Origin of the sequence: Collinsella sp. AM24-1 (genome assembly GCF_003470325.1) — a bacterium.
Lineage (GTDB): Bacteria > Actinomycetota > Coriobacteriia > Coriobacteriales > Coriobacteriaceae > Collinsella.
Map to the genome: position 1 here is coordinate 1 of NZ_QRHM01000034.1, position 15,338 is coordinate 15,338.

General features: G+C 60.7%; 9 protein-coding genes. 7 read left to right on the forward strand and 2 right to left on the reverse strand.

The window, feature by feature from the left end; all coding sequences use genetic code 11:
- Positions 1 to 107: 107 nt before the first annotated feature.
- Together DW661_RS09520 and DW661_RS09525 are read right to left on the reverse strand one after the other, a co-directional pair.
- Positions 108 to 749 carry a thiamine diphosphokinase gene (locus DW661_RS09520; protein WP_118935427.1) on the reverse strand — a complete coding sequence of 214 codons (642 nt, stop codon included), beginning with the start codon at positions 747 to 749 and terminating at the stop codon, positions 108 to 110.
- A gap of 9 nt (positions 750 to 758) precedes the next feature.
- Positions 759 to 1,448: an HAD family phosphatase gene (locus DW661_RS09525; RefSeq protein ID WP_118935428.1), complete on the reverse strand. Its 690-nt coding sequence runs from the start codon at positions 1,446 to 1,448 to the stop codon at positions 759 to 761.
- A gap of 331 nt (positions 1,449 to 1,779) precedes the next feature.
- Here DW661_RS09525 and glgB point away from each other — a divergent pair, with 331 nt between their 5' ends.
- The 7 genes from glgB (at position 1,780) to DW661_RS09560 (ending at position 15,217) form a co-directional block, all read left to right on the forward strand.
- Complete coding sequence (gene glgB / locus DW661_RS09530; RefSeq protein ID WP_118935429.1) at positions 1,780 to 4,038, forward strand: 1,4-alpha-glucan branching protein GlgB; 2,259 nt, start codon at positions 1,780 to 1,782, stop codon at positions 4,036 to 4,038.
- 94 nt (positions 4,039 to 4,132) lie between these two features.
- Entirely contained in the window at positions 4,133 to 6,559 is a 2,427-nt protein-coding gene (locus DW661_RS09535; protein WP_118935430.1) for a glycogen/starch/alpha-glucan phosphorylase, read from the forward strand.
- A gap of 105 nt (positions 6,560 to 6,664) precedes the next feature.
- Positions 6,665 to 7,813, forward strand: coding sequence for a glucose-1-phosphate adenylyltransferase (locus tag DW661_RS09540; RefSeq protein ID WP_035138263.1), 1,149 nt, complete (start codon positions 6,665 to 6,667; stop codon positions 7,811 to 7,813).
- Between the two features lie 4 nt (positions 7,814 to 7,817).
- On the forward strand, positions 7,818 to 8,945 hold the full coding sequence (gene glgD / locus DW661_RS09545) for a glucose-1-phosphate adenylyltransferase subunit GlgD (protein WP_118935431.1): 1,128 nt from the start codon (positions 7,818 to 7,820) through the stop codon (positions 8,943 to 8,945).
- Positions 8,946 to 9,035: 90 nt separating this feature from the next.
- On the forward strand, positions 9,036 to 11,378 hold the full coding sequence (gene glgA / locus DW661_RS09550; RefSeq protein ID WP_199584892.1) for a glycogen synthase GlgA: 2,343 nt from the start codon (positions 9,036 to 9,038) through the stop codon (positions 11,376 to 11,378).
- Between the two features lie 217 nt (positions 11,379 to 11,595).
- Positions 11,596 to 14,892, forward strand: a complete 3,297-nt coding sequence (locus DW661_RS09555; RefSeq protein ID WP_118935432.1) for a 4-alpha-glucanotransferase — start codon at positions 11,596 to 11,598, stop codon at positions 14,890 to 14,892.
- Positions 14,893 to 14,980: 88 nt separating this feature from the next.
- A complete protein-coding gene (locus DW661_RS09560) occupies positions 14,981 to 15,217 on the forward strand; it encodes an FmdB family zinc ribbon protein (protein ID WP_118225759.1) in 237 nt (78 codons plus the stop codon).
- Positions 15,218 to 15,338 lie beyond the last annotated feature (121 nt).

The window sequence follows — 15,338 nt, forward strand, 5'->3', positions numbered from 1 at the left end:
CTGCCAGTCAAGCGCTCTCCCAGCTGAGCTACGCCCCCGTGACGTCGAAATACTATAGGGGAAGTTGGCGCGGCGTGCAAGGACTTTTTGAGTCAGATTCTAAATGCCTATCGATATAGGTAAGTGATGGCGGTGCCGGTGTGGACTTGGATCGTGGCTGTTGACCTGACGACGTTAGAGATGCCCGTGTCGGCTAGTAGAACTAACGAAGCGTGATCTAGTTCCCACTCCAAGCCATGTTCGCTTACCTTGGTGTTGGGGGCTATGGCGATGATGGAGAAGGTGCTGCCCTCGTGGCCTTCGATGATCCAGGATTCGCCTTCGTGCAGGATGCGGGCCGTGGTCTCGTCCTCGGCAATCCAGACTGGGGCGTCATCGTAGCCCGCAAGCAGGCCCAGTACGGAAAGTGCCATGTCCGGACGGCCGCCCGTAGCGCAAGTCGCAACCACTTCGGCACCCGGCCAGCGACGGCGAACGGCATCGAGCGCCAGCGCCAGGTCGGTATAGTCCTTGTAAGGGTCGTGGCGCTCAACTTCAAAATCGGTGGCGGCATCGACCAGCGCGCGACCCGCGTCGCTCACCGTGTCGGCATCCCCCACATACACGTCGCAGCTTAGTCCCGCACTCAGAAGGGCATCCAGGCCGCGGTCCACGGCAACAACGTAATCGCACTCCCCTGCTAGCCTACGCAACAGATCCGCGCTCACCACTACGGGCGAGCCGCAGACCACTAATACCTTGCAAGCCACGGCCCTCGCCTATCCCTCAAACGAGAGCACGCGGGCCAGATCCAGGTCCTCGTAACTGTCGATAAAGATATCGCAGTTGGCGCACACATCGTCGCGCTTCATGCGGCCGTGCGGGTCATAAATACCCACACGCTTAAAGCCGGCGACCCCAGAACTCTTAAGGCCAAAGACGGCGTCCTCAAACACCCATGCACGCTCAAACTTATGCCCGTGACGCTCCTCTAGGCGGCGCAGCGCCAGCTCATACACATCGGGGAACTGCTTGGAGCGCCCCGCCTCGCCCGTGGTGGTCACAAACTCCATGTAGGCATCGAGCCCGGCGCCCGCAAGCGCAGACTTAACCAACTCGGCCGGCGTGGACGTGGCAACGCACATGACAATGCCCGCCGCCTTCGCCTGCTCCAAAAATGCCAGAAGCCCCTCGCGCGGCGGCACCCTGGAGTAGCCATCGATCAGGATGTCGCTCAGCTCGCGATACAGCTCTTCGCCATTCGCGCCAATGCCCCAGATGTCGTGGTAGACCTGGCACTCATCCTCGAGCGACAAATGCTCAAACTGGGCAAAATCGTCGACCGTCACGTCAACACCGTGGCGGTGTAATAACTCGGGCTGGGCATAGGCCCAAACGGGGGTGCTATTAACCAGTGTGCCGTCGCAATCGAAAATAAAAGCAACACTTGGGGCAGCGATGTGGTCCATATACGAGCCTTTCGATGTCAAAAGGTAAACAACCTGCTAAAAACGTTTTACCAAACGTCAACCTAACAATCTAGAAACGCTAATTGGTAAAACTGTCAAGAGTTTTACCATCGCAATTCTGCCAGTGGTCTAAACATGGCGCTCGCCGATTAAACACCGCCGCAAATCCACTTTTCTCCATAAAAGTAACGAACAGGTGTTATCGTATTTCGTGCCGAAAGTTCCACCGAGCACGCGAGGTGGAACGAATCATAGAACTATCGCCGTCCCCTCGATTCGTGCAGCCTTGGACCTTTCGCATCTAGTCACCAAGGCAACACGCTGCCGCGTCATGATGGGATCAAACGTGAGCGATACAAAGCTAAAGCCAGCAACCAAAAAGCCCGCTACCCGTAAGGCCGCCCCGCATGCACCGGAGCTTTCCAAGGACGATGTCTATCTGTTTGGCATTGGCATGTGGGAGCGCAGTTGGGAAAAGATGGGCGCGCACCCCGACACGCAGAACCGTACGCGTGGCTGGCGCTTTTGCGTTTGGGCGCCCGACGTAAAGAGCGTCCATGTCATTGGCGAATTTAACGACTGGGATGAGCAAGCCAACCCGCTGGTGCCCGTGCATACGAGCGCTATTTGGGAAGGCTTTATTCCTGGCGCCGAGCAGGGTCAGCTCTATAAGTACCTTATCGAGACCAACGAGGGCGAAAAGCTCTACAAGGCCGATCCGTACGCCTTTAAGGCCGAGTGCCCTCCGGGAACGGCCAGCGTGCTGTGGACCCTCGATGGCTACCAGTGGAACGACGCGGCTTGGCTCAAGCGCCGCGCCAGCCATAACCACATGTCGCAGCCCCTTAACATCTACGAGGTACATATTGGCTCGTGGAAGCGCCACGGCGACGCGCCGCAGGGCGAGCCCGACGAGTACGGCAACTACCCCGGCCCCATGGATCCCTTCCCCGCACAGCGCGGCGAGTTCTACACCTACGACGACCTGTCGGTTGAGCTCGTGGACTACGTGCGCGACATGGGCTATACGCATATCGAGGTCATGCCGCTTATGGAGCATCCCTTCGATGGCTCCTGGGGCTACCAGACGACCGGCTACTATGCCGCCACGTCGCGCTACGGCAACCCGCAGCAGCTCATGCACTTTATCGATGCATGCCACGAGGCGGGTATTGGCGTGATCATGGACTGGGTGCCCGGCGGTTTTTGCGCCGACTCCCACGGCCTTGCCACCTTTAACGGCCACATGCTGTTTGAGCACGAGATTCACCCCAACTGGGGCACGCACAAGTTTGACTTCGCCCGCGGCGAGGTCCGCTCCTTCCTGGTCTCCAACGTGCTGTACTGGCTCGAGAACTTCCACGTGGACGGCATTCGCATGGACGGCGTGTCCAGCATGCTGTACCTCAACTTTGGCATTGACGATCCCGGCCAAAAGAAGTTCAACAAGTACGGTACCGAGGAGGACCTGGACGCCAGCGCGTTTATCCGCCAGGTCAACTGCGCCGTGGAGGCACACTACCCCGACGTGATGATGATGGCCGAGGAGTCCACCGCGTGGCCGCTCGTGACCTATCCGCCGCAGGACGGCGGCCTGGGCTTCCACTACAAGTGGGACATGGGCTGGATGAATGACACCCTGCACTACATGCAGACCGATTTTCCGTGGCGCCCCGGCAACCACGGACTGCTCACGTTCTCCATCATGTACGCCTTTACCGAGAACTTTATCTGCCCGCTGAGCCACGACGAGGTCGTGCATGGCAAGTGCTCGCTGATCGGCCGCATGCCGGGCGACTGGTGGCGCCAGTTTGCCGGCCTGCGCACGCTTGCCTTCTACCAGATGACGCACCCCGGTGCCAAGCTCAACTTTATGGGCAACGAGATCGGCCAGTTTATCGAGTGGCGCTACTACGAGTCCATCCAGTGGTTCCTGACCGAGGAGTACGAGACTCACCGTCATCATCAGGCGTTTATCAAGGCACTCAACCACTTGTACACCGCCGAGCCCGCCCTGTACGAGCGCGGCTACACCGACGACGGCTTTACCTGGATCGATGCGGACAACTCCAAGCAGTCCATCGTGAGCTTTGTGCGCCAGGGCGAGGATATCGACGACGACCTGGTGATTCTGATCAACTTTGACCCGGCGAGCTACGAGAGCTTCCGCGTGGGCGTGCCGCGCGAGGGTGACTGGGAGGTCATCTTTGACTCCGACCGTCCCGAGTTTGGCGGCAGCGGATACGCCGGTGAGGAGCCCTACACCTGCTCGAGCGAGCCCTATCCCTGGAACGGGCAGATGGACTCCATTGAGATTAAGGTTCCCGGCCTGGCAGGCGTGGTGCTTAAGCGCCGCGGTCCCAGCAGCTATAAGCCGCCGGTGGTTGAGGAGCCCAAGGCTGCGCCCAAGAAGCGCACGTCCTCGGTAAAGCCTAAGCCTGCGGCCGCCAAGAAGGCTCCGGCTAAGGCGAAGGCAAAGGCTGACGCAAAGCCCGCTGCTAAAGCTACCGCGGCCAAGAAGCCGGCTGCCAAAAAGGCCGCTACCAAGGCCAAGTCTGCTTCTGTTAAGCCGTCTGCCAAGGATGCGTAACAAAGCCGTTACAGCTGTAATCACCCGCCCCGCCGGGGCGTAGGATATGAGTCATAACCGTTCCGGGAGAAACATCCCCGGGGGAAAGGAACGTATGAATAAGATCTTCGACAACAAGCAGGAGTTTACCGAGCTCTATCGCGATGCCGTTATGAGCATCAGCGGCAAGAGTGTCGAGGCCGCCAGCGACCTCGACCGCTTTAACGCCCTGGCAAAGCTCGTGGCCGAGAAGGCGCGCACCGTTGCCACCAAGAGTGACGCCCGCGTCACCGCCGAGGGCAAGAAGCGCGTGTACTACTTCTCGATCGAGTTTTTGATCGGTCGCCTGCTCGACAACTACCTGCTCAACTTTGGCGTGCGCGACATGGTCGCCGAGGCGCTCGACGACATGGGCTTTGACCTGTCCGTCATCGAGAACCAGGAGCCCGATCCGGCTCTGGGCAACGGTGGCCTGGGCCGTCTGGCCGCATGCTTCCTGGATTCCATGGCAGCCGAGGGCATTGCCGGCTACGGCAACGGTATGCGCTACCGCTACGGTCTGTTTAAGCAGGAGATTGTCAACGGCAGCCAGGTCGAGACCACCGACGAGTGGCTCACCCACGGCTATCCCTGGGAGGTCCGTCGTCAGGACAAGGCCGTGACCATCAAGTTTGGTGGCCATGTTGAGGGCTTTGAGGAGGACGGCCGCACGTTCTACCGCACGGTGGACACGCAGGACATCCTGGCCGTCCCCTATGACATCCCCGTCGTGGGCTATGCCGGCGAGACCGTCAACAAGCTGCGCGTCTGGGCCGCCGAGCCGGTCGAGGAGCACTTTGATCTGGAGGCCTTCAACCGCGGCGACTATGCCCAGGCCGATGCCGAGCGCGCTGAGGCCGAGGCCATCAGCGCCATCCTCTACCCCAACGACGCCGGCGAGCACGGCCGTCTGCTGCGCCTGAAGCAGGAGTACCTGTTTGTTTCGGCCGGTATCTACAGCCTGCTCGACACCTTTGAGAAGGAGCACGGCGCGAACTGGGAGCTGCTGCCGCAGTTTGTAGCCATCCACACCAACGATACCCACCCCGCCATGTGCGGCCCCGAGCTCATGCGTATCCTCATCGACGAGAAGAAGCTCGAGTGGGATGACGCCTGGAACATCGTGACGCAGGTCGTGAGCTACACCAACCACACCATCCTGCCCGAGGCCCTGGAGAAGTGGCCAATCGGCACGTTCTCCAAGCTCCTCCCCCGCGTGTACCAGATCATCGACGAGATCAGCCGTCGTTGGCACGAGTCTTTCGACACCACGCAGGAGGGCTGGCAGGAGCGTCTGCGCCAGACCGCCATCCTGTGGGACGGCGAGATTCGCATGGCCAACCTGTCTGTGATCTGCAGCCACAGCGTCAACGGCGTGGCCAAGATCCATTCCGACATCATCAAGAACATCGTGCTCAAGGACTTCTATGCCCTGACGCCCGAGAAGTTCAACAACAAGACCAACGGCATCTCGCACCGTCGCTTCTTTGCCGAGGCCAACCCCACCTACGCCAGGCTCGTGACCGAGGCCATTGGCGATGGCTGGCTCAAAGACGCCTTTGAGCTTGAGAAACTCAGGGAGTTTAAGGACGACACCGAGTTCCTGAAGGCCGTGGGTGCCTCCAAGCGCGCCAACAAGGAGCGTCTGGCCGCCTACGTCAAGGCCGAGACCGGTCTGGTTATCGACCCCAACACCGTCTTCGATGTCCAGGTAAAGCGCTTCCACGCCTATAAGCGCCAGCTCATGAACATCATGAAGGTGATGGACATCTACAACCGTCGCATCGCCGATCCTAACTTCCACGTGACGCCGACGACCTTCATCTTTAGCGGCAAGGCTGCCTCGAGCTACACCTTTGCCAAGGAGACCATCCGCCTCATTAACTCCGTGGCCGACGTCATCAACAACGATGCCCGCGTCAACGAGGTCATGAAGGTCTGCTTTATCCCCAACTTCCGTGTGAGCAACGCTCAGCTCATCTACCCGGCCGCCGAGATCTCGGAGCAGATCTCCACGGCCGGCAAGGAGGCCTCGGGCACGTCCAACATGAAGCTCATGATGAACGGCGCCATTACGCTGGGCACCCTCGACGGCGCCAACATCGAGATCGCCGACCTGGCCGGCCGCGAGAACGAGGCCATCTTTGGCCTGACCGCTCCCGAGGTCGAGCAGCTCTGGGCATCCAACAGCTACTTTGCGTGGGATACCCTCAACGGCGACCGCGAGCGTCTGGGCCGCGTGATGGACGAGCTCAAGGACAACACGTTTGCGGGTCTTTCGGGCAACTTCGAGAGCATCTACAACGAGCTCATGAACAACAACGACCCCGACCTGGTCATGGCTGACTTCCGTAGCTACGTGGATGCATGGGAGAACCTCACGGGCAGCTACGGCGACCAGGAGACCTGGAACCGCAAGGCCCTGCTCAACACCGCCTCCTCCGGCTGGTTCTCGAGCGACCGCACCATTCGCGAGTACCGCGACGAGATCTGGCACGCGTAAAGGCGCGCGAGCTCCCTTTGCCGCACGGCATTACTCGACGGGCGTGACAGTGCGCCGCGCCCGTCGCTAATGGGTTAGGAACATCGATGACAGAAGGAGAAATCGATGAGTAAGAAAGAATGCATCGCGATGCTCCTCGCAGGAGGACAGGGCAGCCGATTGGGGGCACTCACCCAAAAGATCGCCAAGCCGGCGGTTAGCTTTGGTGGCAAGTTCCGCATTATCGACTTTTCGCTGTCCAACTGCTCCAACTCGGGCATCGACACGGTGGGCGTTCTGACGCAGTACCGTCCCTACCTGCTGCATGCCTACGTGGGCTCCGGCGAGGCGTGGGATCTGGACAGCCGCGACGGCGGCGTGTCGATCCTGCCGCCGTACGAGACGCAGACCGGCGGCGCCTGGTATGCGGGCACGGCCGACGCCATTACGCAGAACCTCGACTACATCAAGGCCAACGACCCCAAGTACGTCCTGATTCTTTCGGGCGATCACCTGTATCGCATGGACTACCGCAAGATGCTCAAGACGCACATTGAGAACAACGCCGACCTCACGGTGAGCGTTATGCCCGTGCCGTGGGAGGAGGCCAGCCGCTTTGGCATCCTGACCACCGACCCCGAAGACGGCCGCATCACCAAGTTCACCGAGAAGCCCGAGAAGCCCGATTCGAACCTCGCGTCCATGGGCATCTACATCTTCTCGGCCGACGTGCTGATCGAGGCGCTCGAGGAGGACGCTCTGGACCAGCGCTCGAGCCACGACTTTGGCAAGGACATCATCCCCAAGCTGCTCGGTGAGAACAAGCGCCTGTACAGCTACGAGTTCCACGGCTTTTGGAAGGACGTCGGCACTATCGCCAGCTTCCACGAGACCTCGATGGACCTGCTGGGCAACAACCCCGAGTTCGATCTGTTCGACAAGAACTTCCCCATCATGTCCAACATCACCACGCGTCCGCCGCACTACATTGGCCCGGACGGCCGCCTGGACGACTGCCTGGTCTCCAACGGCTGCAAGATCTACGGCACCGCTCGCCACTCGATCCTTTCGACCGATGTCATCATCGAGGAGCGCGCCGTGGTCGAAGACTCTGTGCTGCTGCCGGGTGCGCACGTTAAGAGCGGCGCGCACATCTGCCGCGCTATTTTGGGCGAGAACTCCACGGTCGAAGAGGGCGTGAAGCTCGGCTCTGTCGATACCACCAAGGATACGGCCGTCGTTGGAAATGACGTCGTTATCGGGAAGGGGGAATGATCCGATGATCAATCGCAAGGCCATCGGTTACATCACCGCTAACTACTCTTCGACCTACGGCAGCGTCCTGCTCAAGGACCGCCCCATCGCGTCCGTTCCGTTTTTGGGCCGCTACCGCCTGATCGACTTCCCGCTGTCCAACATGATGAATGCCGGGATTAAGACCGTCGGTGTCGTCATGCCGGGCAACTACCGCTCGCTGATCGACCACGTGGGCTCTGGCAAGGACTGGGGCCTGGACCGCAAGAAGGGCGGCCTGTTCATGGTGCCCGGCAACGCATATGGCACCACCAAGGGCGGCATGCGCTTCCTGCTGCGCGACATCATCTCCAACAAGACGCTGTTCCAGCGCTCGGAGAAGCCCTATGTCGTGATGATGGGCACCAACATCATCTTTAACATGGACCTCAACACCATCATCGAGGCGCACGAGAAATCCGGTGCCCAGATGACCGTGGTGTACTGCAAGGCCACGCGCAATGTTGATGACGAGACCAAGCTCGATATTAACGAGAACGGTCGTCTGACGGGCGTGAGCGCCGGCGTTGTGTACGGCGACAACGCGTCTATGGACTGCTGCATCGTCAACCGCGAGACGCTGCTCGAGATCATCGACCACTACCAGGCCGCCGACTATCTGGACCTGCTCGAGGCGCTCCAGGGCGACTTTGGCAACATCGACGTGTGCAGCTACGAGTACAAGGGCGAGGTCGTGGGCGTGTTTAGCGAGAAGTCGCTGTATCGCCGCAGCATGGACCTGCTCGACCAGACCGTCGCCGACCAGCTCTTTGACCCCGAGCGCCCGATCCTGACCAAGGCTCACGACGTGCCGCCTTCGCGCTATGCGACCGGCAGCCACGCGTGCAACTCGATCATCTCAGCCGGCTGCATCATCAAGGGCACCGTGCGCAATTCGATCCTGTCGCGTGGCGTCGTGGTCGAGGAAGGCGCTTCGGTGACCAACTCGATCATCAACCAGAGCTGCATCATCAAGAGCGGCGCCCGCGTCGAGAATGCCATTCTGGACAAGAACAACGTGGTCCCCACCAACACCGAGCTTCGCGGCACGCCCGAGAACATCCTGGTGCTGGGCAAGGCTCCGTTAACTTCCGACACCACCATCGTACGTTAACGTTGGCACCGCAACATCGCTCGTAACATGTAGAATAGCCGCCCGGTTAGCGCCAGGCGGCTATTCTCGAATTGCAACATGGGAGACAATATGGCAGATTCCAGCAAAAAGATGCAGATCGTGTTTGCCTCGGCCGAGTGCGCACCGTTTGTAAAGACCGGTGGCCTGGGCGACGTGGCGGGCTCGCTGCCCGCGGCGCTTGTGCGCGCCGGCGCCGAGGTCATCGTCATGGTGCCCAAGTACGCCACCATCAAGGACGAGTACAAGGCGCAGATGGAGCACTTCTCCGACTTTTACGTGAGCCTGGGCTGGCGCAACGAGTACTGCGGTCTCGAGAAGCTCGAGCACGACGGCGTCACCTATATGTTCATCGACAACGAGCGCTACTTTGCGCGCGACTATCCGTACGGCTTCTTTGATGACGGCGAGCGCTTTGCGTTCTTCTCCAAGGCCATCACCGAGAGCCTGCAGCACCTGCCGGCCGGCTTTGAGTGCGACATCCTGCACTGCAATGACTGGCAGACCGCACTGGCGCCCGTGTTCTTGCGCGAGTTCTACCAGGGCCTGCCGCTGTACGACCGCGTCAAGACCGTGTTCTCGATCCACAATGTGGCGTTCCAGGGCCAGTTTAGCGACACCGTGATGGAGGACATCCTAGGTGTGGCGCATATTCCGGCGGCCGCCTCGCAGCTGCGTTGCGACGCCTGCAGCATCAACTACATGCTGGGCGCCCTGCGCTATGCCGACGCCATCACTACGGTGAGCCCCACCTATGCCAACGAGATCCAGACGCCCGAATTTGGCGAGGGCCTGGACGGCGTTTTGCGCGAGCGTTCCTACGCGCTGCAGGGTATCCTGAACGGCATTGATGTGGCAGGCTTTGACCCGGCGACCGACAAGCGCATTGCCGCCAACTACACCGTGGAGGACCGTTCCGGCAAGGCCGTGTGCAAGGCCAAGCTGCAGGAAGAGCTGGGGCTCGAGGTTCGCGACGACCGCCCGCTCATGGTGATGGTCACGCGCCTGACGCGCCAAAAGGGCATGGACCTGGTCATGTACGCGCTCGACCGCATTCTGGCCGGCAGCGTGCAGGTGGCCGTGCTTGGCACTGGCGACCGCGACTACGAGGACGGACTGCGATACTTCCAGGACAAGTACCCCGGCACCATGGCCGCACGCATCGAGTTCGATCCTGCGCTGTCGCAGCGTATGTATGCCGCGGCCGACATGTTCCTGATGCCTTCGAAGTTTGAGCCCTGCGGCCTGTCGCAGATCATCGCTATGCGCTACGGTACCTTGCCCATCGTGCGCGAGACCGGTGGCCTGAAGGACACTGTGATCCCGTACAACGAGTTTACCGGCGAAGGCACGGGCTTCTCGTTTACCAACTTTAACGGCGACGAGATGGGCGACGCCGTGTTCCGCGCGGCGCGTCTGTTCTGGGATAACCGCGACGCCTGGAACCAGCTGGTCACGCAGGCTATGAGCCAGGACTTTAGCTGGACGCGCTCGGCCGACAAGTATCTGGACCTGTATTTCTTTATGCATCCGGAGATTGAGAGGCCGGCGGCTGTTGTCGACGAGCCTGTGGTTGTGGCTGAGAAGGCTGAGGCCGAGCCCGAGCCCCAGGCCGAGGTTGTGGCCAAGCCCGAGCCTAAGGCTGAGGAGAAGCCGGTTGAGGCTAAATCTGAGGTGAAGGTTGAGACAGCTCCCGAGGCTGCTCCCGAGGCTGAGGCTAAGCCGGCTGCGAAGCCTGCTGCCAAGAAGACCACGACGCGCAAGACGACGGCCAAGAAGGCTACGACAACCAAGGCCGCTGCCACCAAGACCACCGCTGCCAAGGCAACTACCGCCAAGGCAACGACTACGCGCAAGCGCACGACCGCCGCTGCCAAGAAGGCCGCCGAGGCCGAGGCTGCTCCCGAGGCAAAGGCCGAGGTCGCTGAGGCCAAACCGGCCGCCAAGGCTCCGGCAAAGACCGCTGCCAAAAAGACGACCACGACTGCCAAGAAGGCAACAGCTGCCAAGAAGACCACGGCAACGAAGTCGACGGCCGCCAAGGCTACCGCGGCTAAAACCGCCCCGAAGGCTGCCGCAAAACCCGCCGTCAAGGTCGAGGAGGCAGCTGCCGAGGCCAAGCCGACCGCCAAGACCACCACGCGCAAGCGCGCAACGACGACGGCCAAGAAGTCCACGACCAAGGCTACAACTCCCAAGGCGGAAGCTAAGATCGAGGCCAAGCCCGAGGTAAAGCCCAAGCCGGCACCGAAGGCCGCCGAGGTCAAGACCGCTCCGAAGGCTACGGCAAAGGCCGAGCCTAAGGTCGAGCCCGCCAAGAAGGCCCCGGTCTCCCCCGTCGCCGCGACCGAGGAAAAGGCTCCGACCAAGAAGACCTCCGTCCGCAAGGCAACGGCCACCCGCAAGCGGCGCTAGCATACAGACGATTCAAAACCTCATCAAACCCTAAGCAAGGGGCGCTCCAACCGGGCGCCCCTTCTCTGTAGGTAGTGGTAAAACGATTTTCTAGGACAACCGTTCGCCGATGGTAAACGGATGTTGTTTATACACCCTGTGTACTACAGATATACTTACATCTTAGGCGTAAAACCCATGGCCCGCAGGCCATGATTCTATTGAACTGGACCGTACTATGAGATTGATACACAACAGCCGTCTACCGCAGTTTCGCACTCCGTTTGGCGCTGTGACCACTGGAACTTCCGTTGCACTCTCGGTGATATTGGAGGATGCCGATCCCAACCAGGCAACGCTTACGCTGCGCACCTGGGTAGATGAGATCGGTGAGTCTCTGTATCCCATGAAGCACGAGGGCGACGGAATATTTACCGTAGAGCTTGAGTGCACCGAGCCCTGTCTTATCTGGTACAGCTTTATCTGCAATATCGAGGGCCAGCCCGAGGTTCGCCTGGGCGCACCGCAGGGCCGCACCGGCGGCGAGGGCGTAACTTACGGCTACGCCGAGGTTCCGTCCTTCCAGATTACCGTCTACAAGCACCGAGAGAACCGTCCCACTTGGTACGAGCGCGGTATGGTCTACCAGATCTTCCCCGACCGCTATGCCCGCGACGAGAACTGGCGCGAGCGCACGCAGGCCGAAGTCGAAAAACCGCGCAACGGAATCCAGCGCCGCATGGTCGAGGACTGGAACGAACCGCCCGAGTACGAGCGTGCCGAAGACGGCTCCATCAAGACCTGGGATTTTTACGGCGGCTCGCTCAAGGGCATCCAAGAAGACCTGCCCCGCATCGCCGAGCTGGGCTTTACGGCCATTTACCTCAACCCCATTTTTGAAGCCGCGAGCAACCACCGCTACGACACCGCTGATTACACCAAGATCGATCCGATTCTGGGCACCGAGCAGGATTTTACCGAGCTGTGCCAGGCAGCCGAGAAGCTGGACATCTCCATCATCCTGGACGGCGTCTTTAACCACACGGGCGACGACTCCATCTATTTCAACCGCTACGGCAACTACCCCGGCGTAGGCGCGTGGCAGAGCGAGGATTCGCCGTGGCGCGATGCGTTTTATTTCCATGAGGACGGTTCGTATGACTGCTGGTGGGGTGTGGGCAATATGCCCGCCATCAATGAGAGCTCCGAGCTGGTACGCGAGCGGCTCCTGGGCAAGGACGGCGTGATCCGCAAATGGCTGCGCGCCGGTGCCCATGGTTGGCGCCTGGACGTGGCCGACGAGCTTTCCGATGACTTCCTGGCCGAGATCAAAAAGGCCGTGCTCGCCGAGAAACCTGACGCGCTGCTGCTCGGCGAGGTCTGGGAAGACGCCTCCAACAAGATCAGCTACGGCCATCTGCGCCGCTACCTGCAGGGCTCTGAGCTCGACTCTGCCATGGACTACCCCTTCCGCGACATGGTCATCGGCTTTTTGATGGGCTACAAGAATGCCTATCAAGCTGCTGAGGACATCGAGACCCTGCGCGAGAACTACCCGCGCGAGGCACTGGCCTGCGCGCTCAATCTGCTTTCGAGCCACGACCGCCCGCGCATTATCTCGGTGCTCGGCGGTGGCCCCGACGAGTCGCAGCTGCCCGAGAGCGAGCGCAGCAAATGGCGCCTGGACGAGAACTCGATGGGCCTGGCCAAGAGCCGTTTTTGGTTGGCAACGCTCATGCAGATGACCTTCCCCGGCGTGCCTTCGATCTACTACGGCGACGAATACGGCCTGGAGGGCCTTACCGATCCGGGCAACCGCCGCACCCTGCCGACCAAGGACCATCTGCACGACTTCGACACGCTGGCTATTGTCAAGAACGCCTCTGCCGTACGCCGCGCACTGCCATTTATGATCGACGGCGAGATCAAGGCCTTCGCGCTCAACGATGAGGTGCTGGCCTACAACCGCACGGGCAAGGATGGCGAGTCCGCGACGGTTATCATCAACCGTAGTCTGCGCAATTCGCACCGCGTGACGATTCCGGCGCTCGGCGAATGCGCGAGTGACGTGATCAGCGGTCACGAGTGCGAGATCCACAACGGTACGGTCACGCTCGATCTGTATCCGCTGGGCTCGTCAATCATCTATCACCATGCCGAGCAGCGCCTGCAAGAGCCGCTCGATCACGGCGCGGGCGTCGTGTGCCATATCACCTCGGTGCCCACCGATGACGGCAAGCCCGGCACGATCGGCGCACCCACGCGTCGTTTTATCGACCATCTGGCCGCTATGGGCATGCGCTACTGGCAGGTTCTACCTGTCAACCCGACGGACTTCTTCCGCTCCCCTTACGCTGGGCCTTCGGCCTTTGCGGGCAATGTTGACCTGCTGCCCGAGAGCCAAGAAGAGCTGGCGGCCGACTTTGAGACTTGGAAGGCCCGTGGCGGCGAGGATGCAGACCCGCTCTACACGGCGTTTAAACATCGCAACGCCGATTGGCTCGAGAAGTACTGCGTCTACATGGCCGTTAAGAAGTACTTTGAGGGCGAGTCGCGCCACGATTGGCCGGCCGATGTCGCGCGCTACAACGAGCATCTGATTGACGACAAGCGTTTCCACGACGAGGCCGAGCTGCAGGCGTACATGCAGTACCGCTTTGACCTGGCCTGGTGCGAGCTCATGAACTATGCGCACAAGAAGGGCATCGAGGTCATCGGCGACATTCCCATGTACGTTTCGGACGATTCGGCCGACGCGTGGAGCGAGCCCGAGAACTTCTGGCTGTCCGATACCGGCAAGGCGATTGAGATTTCGGGCGCACCGCCCGACAACTTTGCGCCCGAGGGTCAGGTGTGGGGCAACCCGACGTTCCGCTGGGACCACATGAAGCAGAACGGCTACCGCTGGTGGATGGACCGTTTGCGTCGCGCGTTCTCGCTCTACGACCGCGTGCGCCTGGATCACTTCCTGGGCTTCCACAGCTACTTTAGTATCCCCGCCGGCAAGGCCTGTGCCGACGGTCGCTGGCTGGCGGGTCCGGGCAAGGACCTGTTCCAAACCGCCTATGACGAGCTGGGTCCGCTCAACTTTATTGCCGAGGACCTGGGCTATTTGACGCCTGGCGTTCGCGCCATGGCTTCGACCTGTGGCTTCCCCGGTATGGATGTACTTGAGTTTAGCGATTACGACGTCCGCAACGACGTGCATCCCACGCCGGGCAAGATTCTATACACCTCGACGCACGATACGTCGACACTCGCCGGTTGGTGCACGCGCTCCTTTGCTGGCGGCGACGAGCCGAGCGGTGTTGAGGTGGCGGCCAAGCTGATGGGCGACGCGCTCGCAAGCAATGCTCCCCTGGTGATGATGCCGCTGCAGGATGTCCTGGGGCTTAGCGACGACGCGCGCATGAATGTGCCGGGTGTCGCCACGGGCAACTGGACCTGGCAGGCCGATGAGGCTGACGTTGCGGCCGCTGAGGGCAAAACTGCACAGCTCCTGCGCAACACCCATAGATTCTGGGGCGAAGCGTGATAAAACCCCCGATATAGGGTACAGTTACAGCTGTTTGAATTTATGCGGGCAGAGCGATCTGCCCGCTTTGTGCTGAAAAGGAAGTATTATGGCGCGCTACGATTACAAGTGCTCGAGCTGCGGCAACGTATTTGAGGTTGAGCATCCCATGTCCGAGACCCCCGAGGTCGTGTGCCCGAGCTGCGGCGCTCCGGCGGCCAAGACGTTCTCGGCCAGCGGCATCAAGTTTGAGGGCAGCGGCTTCTACAACACCGACCAGCGCAGCGGTGGTTCCAGCACCAGCGCCACCAACGGCTGCTGCGCCAACTGCCCACACAACCACTAGCGGCAAACGATCCCGCTACCCAGATTTCCCTATGAGTTGCGGTGAAATAGTTCCTGAATCAGCCCATTCAACGGCCAAACGGGGGTGCGGACGATTTCTTGGACCGCGCCTAGGCGTATCC